Source organism: Pseudomonas sp. CVAP#3, assembly GCF_018986375.1.
GTDB lineage: Bacteria > Pseudomonadota > Gammaproteobacteria > Pseudomonadales > Pseudomonadaceae > Aquipseudomonas > Aquipseudomonas helvetica.
The window spans coordinates 66,201-81,321 of record NZ_JAHMSC010000005.1 but is presented as its reverse complement, the minus strand read 5'-3'; the positions used below and the strand labels follow the sequence as shown (position 1 = coordinate 81,321).

Below are 15,121 nucleotides of genomic sequence, written 5' to 3'. Positions count from 1 at the left end.
TGGAACCTTTGGGGACGGTCGTGCGCCGAGCCCGCATGGATTGCGCTTAACTGACTGACACTAGCCACTCAGAACCGCTTTTTCGCTACAAGCTGATGTCGAGCCTGCCTCACTCTTTCACCGCGCCAGGGAGAATGTCAGGCGTTGACGGGCGAGGCGGTTGGGGGGCGAACTCAGTTTCCAGGTGTGCCAGTTTGCGCCGGGCGATTTCTGCACCCCGGAGGCGCAAGGGTGTTTCGATGAAGCGGTAGTTCAACTCAGCACATACCAGCATGATTGCCACCGCTGTCAGTAGCAGTTCGGTGGTGAAACCCTGAGCAAGTGTAAGTCCTTGTTCCATGGCAACCCGCGACCATATTTCAGTGCTCAAGTGATAGGCAAACACATGAATCACATACAGTGCGTACGAGCGCGAGCCTAGCCATTCCAGCACAAGAGACAGTGGCGCAGGGCTGAACACATAGCCTTTCTGGTAGCTGGCCAGCCAAACGAGAATGACCGACACGATCGCGACCAGGCCGTAGGCAATCGGTGTCGAACTCAATTGCGCACCGGCGGCACCGAGCATGTAAAGCAAGAACAGAGTCACACCCAGACGCTTGAGCAGGCTGCTGCGCAGGACTATAGGTTCCATCTGTTTGTAGAGGTCGGTGCGGGTGAACATGCACAGTAAAATGCCCCACATCATGGCATCCAGACGGAATGAAAACAGCATGGCCGCCGGGGCAGGGGCGAACATGTTGCGATCAAGGCCGAACTGCGCAGCAATCAGCAGCAGCAACACGATGACTCGCCAGCGCTGCGAGGTAACCAACAATAGGAACAGGGGGAAAATGAAATAAAACTGCTCTTCCAGTGCCAGACTCCAGTAAACGGAATTGGGACCCAGCAACATTCCATATTGATTCGCGAGGTTGCCGCTGAAGGTGGCAACTGCTGTGAAACTGCGAACGTTGTTGAACCAGGAATCAAACGCATTGGATTGGTTATAGAAAATCGAAAAAAACAGCGGAATCAGTACCCAGAGCCAAGCTGTAGGCAGCAGTCGGTACGCACGCCGCAGCCAGAAGGTAAAGGTCGCAAGACCGTAGCTACCCTGTTGCCGGTGTTTGTCGAAGTAGTCCAGATAACTTTTGCTTACAACGTAGCCTGAGATGCAGAAAAATAAATCCACCCCTGACCCCATGGCATACAGATTGAACACCCGGGAAAAAAAGTCTTTGTAGAACGGCAGCAGCATCGACAGATGCGCGAAGAGGGTCAGGCCAATCGCCATGCCGCGCAGGTATTCGATTTCCAGGTTTTTCTTGCTACTCATCGAACGCTCTACATTCATTATTGGTTTTCATCTGCGGCCGCCAGTCAGCTTAATTGACTGGCATTTGTCATTCGGGCGCCTGGCTGCTCAGCGCCAGGGTCTGTACGAAAACTCGCCGAGCGGCGATCAGGCAAGGCAAAAACAGGCGAGGAACGGCTGGGGTCGCACGCGACTTTAGGCCCCTAAATGAGCATTCCGAGCCTGTTTTAACGCAGCTTGGTCGACGCGCAGGCAGTTTTCGTACAGAGCCTAGGCAGACAGCGGCTTGCGGGCAATGATCACCTGACTTTTTGCCACGGCCGCATCCAGCGCCTGCTTGAGCTGCGGACCACGTGGGGAATCCAGGATCAGCCGCCACATTTCAGCCCAGTGATTGAGCAGCGGATGATCGGCATTGTAGAGATCGACCTTAGTCTCCCAGAACAGCAACATCCACATCGACCAGTAGAAGCCGAACTGGCTGTGACTGATCACTTCCAGGCCGGCATCACCAACCATCTGCTTGAACTGCTCTTCGCCGATGATCCGGATGTGATTGGGCTTCTGGAAATATTGCTCGGTGGCAATGCCCTTCTGCAGGTGTTCGGAGCTGGGGTGGGGAACACTGAGCAAGTACAAGGCGCCTGGCTTGCCAACCCGCACCAGTTCTGCGAGAAACTGCGCCGGATCGTCCACGTGTTCGATCACTTCGGTGGACACAATGCGCGTGGCAATGGCGTCAGGCAATGGCAGCGGGTTGCAGTCCGTGACATAGCATTCGACATCACGCGCCGGGGTGTCCTTGAGGCGCTCGCCGGTGGCGGCAATCTTCGCCGCGTCGATGTCAGCGACAATGATTTTCGCGCCGCTCATCGCACAATAACGCACGTTGCCGCCGTCCCCACAACCGACGTCCAACACCGTGTCCTCAGGGGAAATCTTGAACCCGGTATACAGCTCGTGGATTTGCTGATTGAACCAGCCACTGAGCATGGCATCTTCCAGGCCCAGCTGGTAGGAGTCGACCTTGGGCGGGGTGGCTGCCGCAACTTCTGCCTGCATCGGAGCGGTTTTTTTGCCCGCCGTAAGTTTTTTCAGAAGGCTCAGCATGAGGTGGCTCCAGTGTGGGGGTCGCTGCTTGCGTAGGGTTTACGGGCAATAATCACTTGGCTTTTTGGCATGAATCCGTCCAGCAACTGTTTGATCGCCAGCCCGTCGGGTTGCGTCAGCAAGTCCTGCCAGGTACGCGCCCAACTCTCCATCAACGGTGAGAACGGTGGCGTGATCCGGTCACGCACTGCACCGCCCAGGTCACGCCCGGCCGCACGCTCGCCGGCCCAGAAAAAGATCATGCCCATGACCCAGAAAAAGCCTGTGGCCTGACGATGCTCGATCACCAGCCCAGCGTCTTCAACCAACGCGGCAAAGCGCTCCGGGGTAAAGATCTGCACATGGTTGGGCGATTGAAAATAGCCAGCGGGCGCGATGCCCTTTTGCAGGTGTTCACCTACCGGCGCCGGCACACTCAGCAGGTACAACGCGCCGGGGCGTCCCATGCGCACCAGTTCGGCCATGAACGGCTCGGGCTGATCGATGTGCTCAAGCACTTCCATACACACGACCTTGCTTGCACAGCCATCGGCCAAGGGCAGCGGCAGGCTGTTGCTCACCAGCCCCAGGCTCGGCTTGTCTGACCGGGCTTCCACTTGCCGGGCGAGGTCGCGGACCTTGTCGTGCTCGCTGTCGGTGAAGATCACCGACGCACCCTGGCGCACCGCAAACAACGTCGCCACACCGTCACCGCAACCGACGTCCAGCAAGGTGTCGTCCGCCGTGATGGCGAAACCCTTGAGCAACTCACCGCTGTCACCCGAAAACCAGCCGTCGAGCACGGCGTCGTGCAGACCCACATCCCTGGGCGAAACCGGGCTCGGCACAATCGGTAACGGTTCGGATTTCACCGCAGGAAACAGGCGTTTCATCAGTGCGCGGATCATGCCTTGGGGGTTTCCACGGCAGACACCGCACGGGCCTTGAACAGCCGAGCAAAAAAACCTTCAAGGCGTTGTTCTGCGGTCGCCTGGCTGCAGAAGGTTTCGAGACTGGCCACCGCATGGGCGGACAGCTGCGCGTAACGCCCGGGATCGTCTTTGGCCACCTCGTAGCTAGCCCGATAAGCCCTGCACAACGACGCCCAATTGGTGACGTATCGCAGGGTGCGGAACGCCCTTCGCGGGTCGTGAGGCCAGGCGGTCAGTTCATCGGTGGTATCGATCAGGAAAGCGTTGTCGACATCCAGGTAATCGATCATCGCCGTGGTGCGTGGCGCCACTGCCGGCTTGCCGCAGGACATGAACTCCATCAACGGCAGACACTGGCCTTCACCGTAGGATGTGTTCACCACATAACTGGTAGCCTGAACCAGACGCTCGTAGTCCGCATCCGCGAGGTAGCCGTAAATCAGTACGATGCGGCAGCGATAAGACTGGTTTTTGTACAAGTGGTGAAGAATGTCGGTCAGCGCTTCTTCGGCATCGTGGTGGGTCAGTTTGAGCACCAGCGTCGCGTCTTCCACCTCGCGGAAGGTCACGCAGAAGGCACTGAGCATGTCTTCCCAGTTCTTGCGCCCGTCACTTGGGTTGAACACCGAGGTGTAGATCACTCCGTCGAGGACTAAATCATGCTCGCGAGCCGGCGCCTGGAAATCGATACCTTTGCCGGCGCGCAAATGCGCAGGACCAAAGGCACGCAGGTCGAGCTGGCGACTGTCTGCCAGCAATCCCTTGATCTTCAATCGCGCCTGACGGGCCAGCGGCTGGCGCTGTAACTGTGCACCCCGCGAGGCAAAACGGTCCCACACCGGCGCGGGTACTGCCACGATCGGATAATCGGCGCCCATCGCCTCGCGCACTGCATTGACGGTGTAGCTGGAATGGGTGATCGCCGCGCCTGACGCCCGCAATACGGTACGCCAGTCATTGTGTGGTTCACCGGCAAATGGCTCGTTGGGAATGGTACTGAACTCCCACGCGAACACCGCCAGGGTCGGACAGGTAAAATGTACCGGTGTGCGATGAGGTGGCGAGAACGACAGGAACACACAGTCTTCCCCACGGGACAGGCAGTCGAGGTACAGGGCATCGACTTCGGTCTGCGGGTCGCTGACTTCCACCACCGTCCCCAAGCGCTCCAGCACCGGCCGGTATTCCTTGAGCACGAAGTAATAGCTGTACTCCGAGCGCCCAAGGTTCTGGGCGATGGTGTGTTGGTTGGTTTCCGAATGAATGATGATCAGCATGAGGCGTTATCCGTCACGGCTGTTGCCTGCGAAGTCAGCGGTGCCAACCCGAAAAAATCCGACAGGCGCTGTTGCACCGGGGCGAATGCGCAGTAGTCGTACATGCGTTCGATGGCGGCGTGAGACATACGCTGATAATCCTGCGGTTGCTCCTTGGCCATTCGATAGCTGTTTTCGTAAGCCGTTTTCAACGAGCCCCAGTCCGGCCGATAGCGCAGGGTGCGGTAGATGATGCGACTGTCCTGAGGCCAGATGGTCAGTTCTTCGCTGGACTCGACCACGAACGCCACGCGCTCGTCGATGTAATCCTCCATCGCCGTGTGGTCCGGAGCGATCACCGGTTTGCCACTGGCCATGAACTCCATCAACGGCAGGCACAGGCCCTCGCAGCGTGAAGCGTTGACGTAATAGCTGGCGGCTTCATAGAGCCGGGCGTATTGCGGATCGTCCAGATAACCGTGCATCACCACCACCCGACAGGCGAACGGCGACAGCTGCGCCAACAAGGTCATCAGTTCGGTGTAGTAGGACGACAGATCGTTGTGGGTAATCTTCAGCACCAGCGTGGCGTCCTCGGTTTCACGGAAGGCCCAGCAGAACGCCGAAATCAGTCGATGCCAGTTCTTGCGACCGTCTTGAGGGTTGAACACGCTGACGTAGATCACGCCGTCCACCTCGGTTTCGACCTGAGCGGCGGTGTCGGGAAAATCCATCGGGGCAGGCTCAGGCGCCACAACCAACTGCGGGCTGGCGATGGCCGGCAGGACCCTCGCCAGTCGGTAATGGGCAGCGTCCGATAAAAGATCGCGAATCCCCTCCCAGTACCACTGCCTCAGGAAGTGCGTACGAGGGACCGGCACCGGTTGCGCCTTGCCCAGATCCAGCGCCCACAAGCGCAGGTAATGGCGGGCAATGACCAAGCGGCGCTTTAGCGTCAGCGGTGGCGGCCGTAAGGCCTCCTGTTCCGCCAGTTGCTCGGCGGTCAGCGGCACAGGAATCAGCGCATCGGCAGACAGCCCGAGCGTGCGGCTATCGAAGATGCAGCCCTTGATGTCGAGGGTCGAGCCCGAGTTGACCGGCGTGCTGGTGTGGCAGCTACGAATGGCCGAGAAGTTTTCCCATATTGGTGTCGGCAAGACCAACACCGGGAAGTCTTCGCCCATGGCCCGACGAATCGCCCGGGCGGTGTGACTGGAGAGCGTGATCACCCGCCCCTGGCGCGCGAACATTTGCGTCCAGTCCTGTCGCGGATCGTTGTCCCACTGCTCATCGGGAATCGAGTCGAACTCCCAGGCCACTACACAGATCGTCGGACACTCAAGGTCGTTCGGGGTTTTCTGCGGCGGAGTGAAGGACAGGAACAGGCTGTCTTCGCCGACGGCAAGCAATTGTCGATAGAGGGGGTCGACCTCGGCAGTGGAGGACACCACATGCACCCGCCCAAGGCTTTCGAGCACCGGGCGATAAGCCTTGAGGACGAAGTAATAACTGTATTCGGGACGACCGAGGCTCTGGCTGATGGAACTGTCGTTGACGTCCGAGTAAAGAATGAAATTCATGGCATCCCACGATGAAACTGCCGTCCCGGCAGCCTCACTCTATGACGGCAAAACCACGGATCGAGTCGGTATTCGCCGGCCCTCGTCCATCGTCTTCTTGCCCGTCTACGTTCTTGTTTTAGTGGTCAGTTTCGCGGAGTTTCAGAACAACCCGCCGAACCCTGGACGATCATGACGAGGGGCATTCTAAACACATCCGCCGAGGGTTCGTGAACCGTCCGGCGAGAATAAATCAGGCTACGCTGACGAGAACTGACCGGTCACGGTGGGACTTATTGAAATTGCCACGCAATTGGCACAGATTGGCTACCAAACAACTACAACAACAACTTCGCATACCAGACATTTCCGAGAAAGCAGCCTCTGCTTTCCGGTTTTACCTAGCAAAGACTGGGGTTGCCGAAGTTTGCTCATTGAGGGGGCTGCTGCTTGAAGAAGCGTCTGTTCGTTACGGGTCTGAATGGATTCGTAGGACGTCACATCCAATCCCGTCTGAACTCTTCTGACTCGGGTTGGGAATTGTCGCCCGTCCCATCCCGTTATGACCTGTGTGAACCCAAAAGCCTCGACGGCCTGTGGCCGCACATGCCGGACGCGGTGATTCATCTGGCAGGAAAAACTTTCGTCCCCGAAGCCTTTCGTGACCCGGCGAAGACTTTTCAGGTCAACCTGCTGGGTACCCTGAACCTGCTGCAAGCCCTCAAGGCCCGAGGCTTCAACGGCACTTTCCTGTATGTCAGCTCAGGCGATGTCTACGGCCAGGTCAGCGAAAGCGCCTTGCCGATCGACGAACGCCAGCCACCCTGCCCGCGCAACCCGTATGCCGTGAGCAAGCTCTCGGCGGAAATGCTGTGCCTGCAATGGGGCATGACCGAAGGCTGGCCCGTGCTAGTCGCGCGTCCCTTCAACCACATCGGCACCGGGCAGCTGGACAGCTTCGTCATCGCCAGCGCCGCCCGGCAGATCTGCCGGATCAAGCTCGGCTTGCAAGCGCCTGAACTTGAAGTGGGCGACATCGACGTGACGCGCGACTTTCTCGATGTCCGCGATGTCGTATCGGCCTACCTGGCATTGCTGGCGTGCGGTACGCCCGGGCAGGTCTACAACATCTGCTCCGGGGTCGAGCAGAGCATCCGCTCCGTGATCGAGCAACTGACAGATCTGGCCCAGATCGATATGCAACTGATTCAAGACCCGACGCTCCTGCGCCGTGCAGAACAGCGTCGTGTCTGTGGCAGCCATGCCAAGCTGCACCATGCCACAGGATGGGCGCCTGAACTTACAACACAACAATCCTTGCCCTTGCGGGCGATCCTTTCCGACTGGGAGTCTCGGGTACTACAAGAATGACAAAAAGTGCACTGATCACAGGGATCACCGGTCAAACCGGGGCCAAGCTGTCACTGCAAATGCACCACCACCGCAACGAACACTGGGTCGTGGTCGAAGGCATGGCCAAGATCACCAACAATGGCTCGGGGACGCACCTGGTAGCCAAAAACGAGCCCACCTTCATTGCCGCCAGGCACAAGCATCGTCTGGAAAACCCGGGGGTGATCGATCTGGTGATCATTAAAGTGCAAAGCGGTGAGTATCTGGGGGAGGACGATATCGTCCGCTTCGAAGATCAATACGGCAGGACGGTCTGAATGTTGCTCAATTTGTATCGCTCGCTGTGGAGCTACCGGGGTTTCATCCTTGGTAGCGTCAAACGGGAGTTTCAAGCGCGTTATCGCAACTCGCTGTTCGGTGCGCTCTGGACCGTACTCAATCCGCTGTCGATGATCGTCGTCTACACGGTGATTTTTTCCCACATCATGCGCGCGCGATTGCCTGGCGTGGACGACGGTTTGGCCTACAGCATCTACCTGTGCGCCGGCTTACTGACCTGGGGCTTTTTTTCCGAGATCACCCTGCGTAGCCAGGGCATGTTTCTGGAAAACGCCAACCTGCTGAAGAAGATCAGCTTTCCGCACATCTGTCTGCCGGTCATCGTGCTGTTCAATGCCGGGATTAACTTCGCGATCATCATGGCGCTGTTTCTCGGTTTTCTGCTGATCAGCGGTCGCCTGCCAGGCATGGCATTGCTGGCGCTGTTACCCCTGGTTGCCCTGCAAATACTGTTCTGTGCCGGCCTTGGGATGATTCTTGGGGTGTTGAACGTGTTCTTTCGTGATGTCGGGCAACTCTTCGCCATCTGCCTGCAATTCTGGTTCTGGCTCACGCCGATCGTCTATCCGCTTGCGATCCTGCCCCAGCCAATCCAGCGCTTGCTTGAGCTCAACCCCCTGACCGCGCTGATGACCAGCTATCAGAACGTATTCCTCTACGGCCAATGGCCGGTCTGGAGTTCGTTGCTGCCGATGCTGGTCATCACACTACTGCTGTGTGCCATTGGCCTGCGGCTGTTCCGCCAGCGAGTGGGTGAAATGGTGGACGAACTCTGATGGGACATATCCGCGTAACCGGCCTGGGCAAGGCCTACAAGCAGTACCAAAACCGCTGGAGCCGACTCTACGAATGGATTGTTCCGTTCTCGAAACCGCGCCATCACCAGCAATGGATCCTGCAAGGTGTCGAGTTTGAAATCGCGCCGGGGCAGGCCGTTGGTATCGTTGGGGTCAATGGCGCCGGCAAGAGTACCTTGCTGAAGATGATCACCGGTACCACACAGCCGACCTGCGGCAAGATTGAAGTACAGGGCAGCGTGGCGGCGCTGCTGGAACTGGGCATGGGTTTTCATGCCGACTTCACGGGCAGGCAGAACGTCTTCATGGCCGGGCAACTGCTGGGCATGCAGGTAGAAGAAATCGAAGCGCTGATGCCACAGATCGAAGCATTCGCCGAGATCGGCGAGGCCATCGACCACCCGGTGCGCACCTACTCCAGCGGCATGCAAATGCGCCTGGCCTTCAGCGTCGCCACCGCCCGCAGACCCGACATCCTGATCGTCGACGAAGCGCTGTCGGTGGGCGATGCCTACTTCCAGCACAAGAGCTTCGAACGTATCCGCAGCTATCGCCGGGCAGGCACTACGCTACTGATCGTTTCCCATGATCGCTCGGCGATCCAGTCGATCTGCGACACCGCAATCCTGCTAAAGGATGGCCACATGGCCATGCACGGAAAACCGGAAGAGGTACTCGACTACTACAACGCCATGATAGCCGAGCGCGAAGGTCAGATCGTACGCCAGGAAATGCTCGCCACCGGTCAGGTACAGACCGTTTCCGGAACCGGTGAAGCCGGCATTCTCAGCGTTCGCATGCTCGACGAGCGTGAACGCTCGATCGAAGCCACCGAAGTCGGCCAACCGGTGGTACTCGAGGTTCAGGTCGAGGTTCGCCAGGATATCGAGCGCCTGGTACTGGGTTTCATGATCAAGGATCGATTGGGCCAACCCATGTACGGCATCAATACCCATCGCCTGGACCAAGCCCTCACCGACTTGAGGACCGGAGAACGGGTGACCTACCGGTTTGCCTTCCCCATGCACCTGGGCAAAGGCAACTACTCCGTGGCACTGAGCCTGTCGCGACTGGATTCGCACTTGGACCGCAATTTCGAATGGCGCGATTACGGCCTGGTGTTCCATGTCATCAACAACCGACATGAGGACTTCGTCGGCTGCTCGTGGCTGGGAGCGAAAACCACCATCACACGCACAACCGCACAGATTGTTTCGGAGACTACACCATGACTCGCCTGCTGATAGAGTGTACCCATGTGTTCCAACACCCCAAGATCAATTCGGGCATTCAGCGGGTGGTGCGCAACGTCATCAATCAGTTGCCGGAAACCGTGGACGGCGTGCAATGCATTCCCGTGGTGATGCTCAAGGGCAAGCTCTACCGAGTGCTGAAGCTGGCCCCTTTGAACATTCCGTTGTTCGATGGGCTAATGGAGTTCGCCGGGCGCCTGGAGCGCCTGGCGCACCGCTACCGCCAACTGCACCAACGTTTCGACAAACGCTGCACTTCGCGATGGACCCGGCGAGCGCTGTATGTGGCTTACCGCCTCACGGCACTGGCGGGTTTCAGCGTTCCGTTGCGCCTGATTGACCAGATCAACCAATATCATCTACCCAAGCGTTGCTCGCCGTTGCAACATCAGCCGGGGGATCAACTGGTATTGCTGGATTCATCCTGGCACGCGGATTCCTTTCCGTTGGCCGAACAGCTCAAACGCGACGGCGTAGGTATCGTTTCGGTGATCTACGACCTGACTCCCCTGACCCACCCGCACTTCTACGACACGCGGCTGGTGCAGATTTTTACCCAGTGGTTCGACTGGATCACCAAAACCGCCGACGGCTATGTGGCGATTTCCGCCACGGTGCGCGATCAGGTGCGTGAGGAAGTACATCGCAGGGTCGGCCCGGCGAAAGGCGACACATTGTGGTTCGACTATTTTCACCTCGGCTCTGAACTGGACCTGAGCGAAGCCTCCGGTGCCGTGGAACCGCGTCTGAGCCAGTTGTTCGCAACGTCGGAACCGGTGTTCCTGATGGTCAGCACCATTGAACCGCGCAAGAACCACGACTATCTGCTGGACGCCTTCGAGCTTGCCTGGGCCGCAGGCTCCAAAGCCCGACTGTGCATTACCGGCAGAATCGGCTGGAAGTGCGATGCCCTGCTCGCCCGCGTGCGTGAACATTCGGAGCTGAACCAGCGGCTGTTCATGTTTAACGACCTGAGCGACACCAGCCTCGAATATGCCTACTCCCACGCCAGTGCACTGGTGTTTCCGTCCTACGTCGAAGGTTTCGGCCTGCCACTGGTGGAAGCGATGCAACGCGGTTTGCCAGCGATGGGCAGTGACATTCCCGTGTTTCGCGAGATTGGCGGTGAATTCATGGCCTACTTCGATCTCGCGTCCCCGCAAAGCCTGGTCGATCTGGTCACCCACATGGAAAACACCGGAGCCTTCCCGGCCGCGCGCAAGGTGAGCGAATGGCGTTGGCTCGGTTGGCGCGAGGCCAGTAAGCAATTGGTTGAGCGCGTTCTGCGCAACCTGAAACAGTCCCCGGTGACCGTTGAGAGGCAGCATGCAGATTGCCCTTAACGCACGAATTCTCCAGGCCCCCCGAACCGGCATCGGCCACTATCTGGCCGAGCTGGTCAGTGCCCTGGCCCATGATCCGGACCTCGAACTGTCATTGTTCCACGGTTGGGGTTGGAGTTCGTCGCTGCCAAAGGCAACGATGCCCGGTTACTCACGGCTCACACCGTTGCTACGGCAAATCCCCGGTTCTTACCAGGCGCGGCGCTGGCTGGAGCAACGACGCTTCGACCGAGGGCGCTCGGCGACCATCGACCTCTACCACGAACCGAGTCTGTGGCCCCTGGCGTTCAAGGGACCGACCATCATGACCCTGCATGACCTGACCCATCTGCACTACCCGTCGACCCAGCCCGCAGCGCGGTTGCGGGAGATAGAACGCCGACTGAGCCAGGGCGTGCAGCAGGCCCGCCTGATCCTGACCGACTCGCAGTTTGTTGCCCAAGAGGCTCAGCGTTATTTCGGCCTTGGACCTGAGCGCTTCGTGGTTGCCCCGCTGGGGGCAGCGGCGCGTTTTCATCCGCGTTCCAACGCATCGCTACAGCAGGTGCTGCAACCTTATGGGGTAAAACCACAGGGGTACTTCCTGTGTGTCGGCACCCTGGAACCACGCAAGAACCTGTCGCTGGCCTTGCGCGCCCACACTGAACTGCCCGAGACATTGCGCCAGCGTTTTCCTTTACTGGTGATCGGAATGGCCGGATGGGAACGTGGCCAGTTCAGCGATGAACTGAACAACGCCTTGGCAGCCGGTCATGTTCGCCTGCTCGGGTATTTACCCGATGAGCACGTCGCTCAGTGGGTAGCTGGCGCCCGAGCACTGATCTTTCCGTCAGTTTATGAGGGCTTCGGCCTTCCGGTTCTGGAGGCCATGGCCAGTGGCACGCCAGTAATACTGACTCGACGCTCGGCAATGCCGGAAGTCGCGGGCGCTGCGGGCAACTATATTGAGTCTGATGATTTGCACGGCTTGTGCGCGGCCATGAGCCATCTGGTCGAGGATGAAGCGCATTGGCAGGCATGCCGAGAAGCGGGGTTGCAACAAGCGAAGCTTTTTTCCTGGGAGCGTTGCGCGGCGATAACAGCTCACGCCTACCGTCAGGCTTTGGGAGGTTGAATGTGCGTACTCCATGCCCCCCTACACATCCAGCACCAGCGGTTGCTGGCCCTGAGCCGGAACCGCACAGCAAATCAGCACTTCCCCCGCACCGGGTAACTCCGCCGGGGGCTGTGGATAATTGACCTGACCGCTGATCAAGCGGGTCTTGCAGGTGCCGCAGGAACCGCCGCGGCAGCTGAACTCTGGCCGCAAACCCCGACTTTCTGCCAATTCCAGCAAACTGCCGCTGTCTGGCTGCCAGCGCGCATCAATGGCCGAGCGCTGAAACACCACCGCGACCGGGGTGGTGGCCGCAGGAGGTTGCTCAATGACTACCGCCTCCGGATCCGGTTGCCGACGTAACGTCGAAGGACCAAAGGTTTCGGCGTGAATCCGCTGATCGCGGATATCCAACCCACGTAAATCGTCGTACAGCCCTTGAGTGAAACTGCTCGGACCACACAGGACAAAATCCAGCTGATCGTAGTCTTCCACCAACAGGATGGTTTTAAGCAGTGCGAGGTCGATGCGCCCGGTCAGGTCAAAATCCTCGCCTTCCAGGGCTTCGCGTTCCGGCTGGCTGAGCAGACGTAATACCCGCACCGCGTCATCCGCGCCCTCCAGCAAGCGCTCAAGCTCAGCGCGAAATGGCTGATCAGCCAGGCTACGCGAACTCTGGATCAACCAGGTCGGGCGGGTACGCCGTGTGCGCTGGCCCTGGTAAACCACTTCACGGAGCATCGACAACAACGGCGTGATACCGACGCCGGCCGCCAACAGCACCAGTGGTCGCTGTTCATTGGCGGCTACCGTGAAATGCCCTTGCGGTGCGCGGGCTTCAATCAGGTCGCCGACCCGAATGTGTTCGTGCAAATGTGACGACACCAACCCTTCACGTTTCACGCTGATACGGAAGAATTCATCGGAGGGCGCACTCGACAGACTGTAAGTGCGGATATGCACCTGGCCATCAAGCGTGAAACGCACCGGTAAGTGCTGCCCGGCCTGGAACAGCGGTAACCCGGCACCGTCAGCCGGCTCCAGATAGATCGAGCGAATGCTCTGGTTTTCCCGCTCGATCCGGGACACCCGCAATGGCCGCCAGTGATCGCCCAATGCCGCTGCCTGCAACCTGGCAGCAGCCTGTTCCCAGGTGCCGGTCAGCAGACTGGTGGGCGAAACCCCATCGAAGCGCCAGCGCAACGCCAATGCTGCGGGTCGCCGAACCACCTGCTGCACATGCAGCTTCCACAACCGTTCGGCGCCTTGAAAGGCTTCTACTTGTGGGCCATCGAGGATGATTTCGGTACGACCGCTGACCTGCAACAAGTCACCCGAGGTGAAATCGATAAACAGCAACCCGGCGCGCGGATTGAGCAGCAGGTTGCCCAAGGTATTGAAGTGCAGATTGCCGGCAAAATCAGGGATGGTCAGGCAGTCGCCCTCGACCTGAACAAAACCCGTCTGGCCACCACGGTGGGAAACATCCACAGAGCGTGAGTTATCCACATCCACGTAACTGGCGACAAAAAGGGTGTCGGCATCCCGAATCATCGCCGTGGCCGCGTCATCCAGCGAATTCAGGCGCTGTGCGATACGGGTCGACGGATCGGCCAACGGCACCGATTCGAACTGCCGCAATTGAATGTACTGCGGGCAATTACCGAAAGACTGCTCGACCGAGACACTCAGGCCTTGCGCGCCAATCGCGCTGACCCGGCCGTTGATCCGGTTACGCCGCCTGGTGTGTAACTCGATCCCCAGCAAACCAATCGCCGCCCCGGCGTGTAATTGCGCCGGGTCGTCCAGCGTTGGCAGGCTGTCGAGTTGCAACTGCGCAGGTTCAGGGGAATGGGCGAAACCCGGTGGGCCTTCGAGGATGCTCGCCCAAGGGTTACCGTCGGCGTCCACGGCACCGAACACCATGAACGGCAACTGACGATAGAACTGCCGATGCTGATCCGGCATTTGCTTGCGGATCACCTTGCGTCCGTGCGCTTCCATACGCTCGGCAACCCCTGCATGAGCCTGCAACTGTTTCTCGCCGGCATGCCAAGGTGAAAGCTCCATCGCGGTTCTCCTCTGCGCACCCGGCGCAGTGTGAACGGCCCGACATCGCCGGGCCGTAAGCGCTTCAGGCAGTTTGCAATCCGGCCACGGTGCGTGGCATGCCGACAAAACCGGGCAAGGCCTCGATCCGCGCCAGCCAGGCCCGCACGTTGGCATAGCCAGTCAGCGACACGTTGCCTTCCGGCGCATGGGCGATGTAGCTGTAGGCGGCAACATCGGCGATGGTCGGCTCATCGCCAGCGAGATAGGTCGATTTGCTCAGTTCCTGATCAATCACTTTGAGCAGGTTGTGCGAACGGGTAATCACTTCATCGGCATTGTTAGGCGCACCGAATACCGTGATCAGCCGGGCAATGGCCGGGCCAAAGGCAATCGGCCCGGCCGCTATCGACAGCCAGCGCTGAACCCTGGCCGCACCGACCGGGTCGGCAGGCAGCCAGCGGCCCTTGCCGTATTTCTGCGCCAGGTACACCAGAATCGCGTTGGAATCGGCCAGCACCACACCTTGGTCATCGATCACCGGGACCTGTCCAAAGGCATTGAGTGCCAGAAAGTCCGGCTGTTTGTGTGCGCCTTTCGCCAGATCGACGAAGATCAGTTCGGTTGGCAGCTCAAGCAACGACAACATCAGTTCCACACGGTGGGCGTGGCCGGAGCGTGGGAAGTTGTAGAGTTTGATGGCGTGCATAGTCGACTCCGCGGCTGGATCGCGCGGTTCAGGAGGGAACCGCGCTAAG

General features: G+C 59.1%; 12 protein-coding genes and 1 pseudogene. 6 read left to right on the top strand and 7 right to left on the bottom strand.

Going from position 1 to position 15,121, the window contains the following annotated elements; all coding sequences use genetic code 11:
* Window positions 1–109 precede the first annotated feature (109 nt).
* From KRR23_RS10980 to KRR23_RS10960, 5 genes are all read right to left on the bottom strand, one after another.
* Window positions 110–1,318 (bottom strand): acyltransferase, encoded by a 1,209-nt coding sequence (locus KRR23_RS10980; RefSeq protein ID WP_216742515.1) that lies wholly within the window; start codon window positions 1,316–1,318, stop codon window positions 110–112.
* Window positions 1,319–1,567: 249 nt separating this feature from the next.
* Window positions 1,568–2,407: a class I SAM-dependent methyltransferase gene (locus KRR23_RS10975; protein ID WP_216742514.1), complete on the bottom strand. Its 840-nt coding sequence runs from the start codon at window positions 2,405–2,407 to the stop codon at window positions 1,568–1,570.
* Window positions 2,401–3,294 carry a class I SAM-dependent methyltransferase gene (locus tag KRR23_RS10970; RefSeq protein ID WP_216742513.1) on the bottom strand — a complete coding sequence of 298 codons (894 nt, stop codon included), beginning with the start codon at window positions 3,292–3,294 and terminating at the stop codon, window positions 2,401–2,403. Before KRR23_RS10970 ends, KRR23_RS10975 begins: the two co-directional genes overlap by 7 nt.
* Complete coding sequence (locus tag KRR23_RS10965) at window positions 3,291–4,595, bottom strand: glycosyltransferase (RefSeq protein WP_216742512.1); 1,305 nt, start codon at window positions 4,593–4,595, stop codon at window positions 3,291–3,293. The genes KRR23_RS10970 and KRR23_RS10965 overlap by 4 nt, the downstream gene beginning before the upstream one ends.
* Complete coding sequence (locus KRR23_RS10960; protein WP_216742511.1) at window positions 4,589–6,154, bottom strand: glycosyltransferase; 1,566 nt, start codon at window positions 6,152–6,154, stop codon at window positions 4,589–4,591. The genes KRR23_RS10965 and KRR23_RS10960 overlap by 7 nt, the downstream gene beginning before the upstream one ends.
* 429 nt (window positions 6,155–6,583) lie before the next feature.
* Here KRR23_RS10960 and KRR23_RS10955 point away from each other — a divergent pair, with 429 nt between their 5' ends.
* The 6 genes and pseudogenes from KRR23_RS10955 (at window position 6,584) to KRR23_RS10930 (ending at window position 12,332) form a co-directional block, all read left to right on the top strand.
* Window positions 6,584–7,504, top strand: coding sequence for a GDP-mannose 4,6-dehydratase (locus KRR23_RS10955; protein WP_216742510.1), 921 nt, complete (start codon window positions 6,584–6,586; stop codon window positions 7,502–7,504).
* Between the two features lie 38 nt (window positions 7,505–7,542).
* Window positions 7,543–7,803 (top strand): annotated as a pseudogene (locus KRR23_RS10950) (mannose-1-phosphate guanylyltransferase/mannose-6-phosphate isomerase); the annotation flags it as partial.
* Window positions 7,804–8,601 carry an ABC transporter permease gene (locus KRR23_RS10945; protein ID WP_145018220.1) on the top strand — a complete coding sequence of 266 codons (798 nt, stop codon included), beginning with the start codon at window positions 7,804–7,806 and terminating at the stop codon, window positions 8,599–8,601.
* The gene (locus KRR23_RS10940; RefSeq protein WP_216742509.1) at window positions 8,601–9,854 is read left to right on the top strand and encodes an ABC transporter ATP-binding protein; all 1,254 of its coding nucleotides are present in this window, start codon (window positions 8,601–8,603) and stop codon (window positions 9,852–9,854) included. The genes KRR23_RS10945 and KRR23_RS10940 overlap by 1 nt, the downstream gene beginning before the upstream one ends.
* Window positions 9,851–11,218, top strand: a complete 1,368-nt coding sequence (locus tag KRR23_RS10935) for a glycosyltransferase family 1 protein (RefSeq protein WP_216742508.1) — start codon at window positions 9,851–9,853, stop codon at window positions 11,216–11,218. The genes KRR23_RS10940 and KRR23_RS10935 overlap by 4 nt, the downstream gene beginning before the upstream one ends.
* Window positions 11,202–12,332: a glycosyltransferase family 1 protein gene (locus KRR23_RS10930; RefSeq protein WP_216742507.1), complete on the top strand. Its 1,131-nt coding sequence runs from the start codon at window positions 11,202–11,204 to the stop codon at window positions 12,330–12,332. The genes KRR23_RS10935 and KRR23_RS10930 overlap by 17 nt, the downstream gene beginning before the upstream one ends.
* Window positions 12,333–12,353: 21 nt before the next feature.
* Here KRR23_RS10930 and KRR23_RS10925 read toward each other — a convergent pair whose 3' ends face one another.
* Together KRR23_RS10925 and KRR23_RS10920 are read right to left on the bottom strand one after the other, a co-directional pair.
* Complete coding sequence (locus KRR23_RS10925) at window positions 12,354–14,384, bottom strand: pyridoxamine 5'-phosphate oxidase family protein (protein ID WP_216742506.1); 2,031 nt, start codon at window positions 14,382–14,384, stop codon at window positions 12,354–12,356.
* Between the two features lie 64 nt (window positions 14,385–14,448).
* Window positions 14,449–15,072 carry a glutathione S-transferase family protein gene (locus KRR23_RS10920; protein WP_216742505.1) on the bottom strand — a complete coding sequence of 208 codons (624 nt, stop codon included), beginning with the start codon at window positions 15,070–15,072 and terminating at the stop codon, window positions 14,449–14,451.
* Between the last annotated feature and the right edge of the window lie 49 nt (window positions 15,073–15,121).

What these genes read in the sequence shown, in the direction of transcription:
- KRR23_RS10975 (WP_216742514.1), bottom strand. Translation starts at nt 2,407, where the DNA reads ATGCTGAGCCTTCTGAAAAAACTTACGGCGGGCAAAAAAACCGCTCCG.
- KRR23_RS10970 (WP_216742513.1), bottom strand. Translation starts at nt 3,294, where the DNA reads ATGATCCGCGCACTGATGAAACGCCTGTTTCCTGCGGTGAAATCCGAA.
- KRR23_RS10945 (WP_145018220.1), top strand. Translation starts at nt 7,804, where the DNA reads ATGTTGCTCAATTTGTATCGCTCGCTGTGGAGCTACCGGGGTTTCATC.
- KRR23_RS10965 (WP_216742512.1), bottom strand. Translation starts at nt 4,595, where the DNA reads ATGCTGATCATCATTCATTCGGAAACCAACCAACACACCATCGCCCAG.
- KRR23_RS10960 (WP_216742511.1), bottom strand. Translation starts at nt 6,154, where the DNA reads ATGAATTTCATTCTTTACTCGGACGTCAACGACAGTTCCATCAGCCAG.
- KRR23_RS10980 (WP_216742515.1), bottom strand. Translation starts at nt 1,318, where the DNA reads ATGAGTAGCAAGAAAAACCTGGAAATCGAATACCTGCGCGGCATGGCG.
- KRR23_RS10930 (WP_216742507.1), top strand. Translation starts at nt 11,202, where the DNA reads ATGCAGATTGCCCTTAACGCACGAATTCTCCAGGCCCCCCGAACCGGC.
- KRR23_RS10925 (WP_216742506.1), bottom strand. Translation starts at nt 14,384, where the DNA reads ATGGAGCTTTCACCTTGGCATGCCGGCGAGAAACAGTTGCAGGCTCAT.
- KRR23_RS10940 (WP_216742509.1), top strand. Translation starts at nt 8,601, where the DNA reads ATGGGACATATCCGCGTAACCGGCCTGGGCAAGGCCTACAAGCAGTAC.
- KRR23_RS10935 (WP_216742508.1), top strand. Translation starts at nt 9,851, where the DNA reads ATGACTCGCCTGCTGATAGAGTGTACCCATGTGTTCCAACACCCCAAG.
- KRR23_RS10920 (WP_216742505.1), bottom strand. Translation starts at nt 15,072, where the DNA reads ATGCACGCCATCAAACTCTACAACTTCCCACGCTCCGGCCACGCCCAC.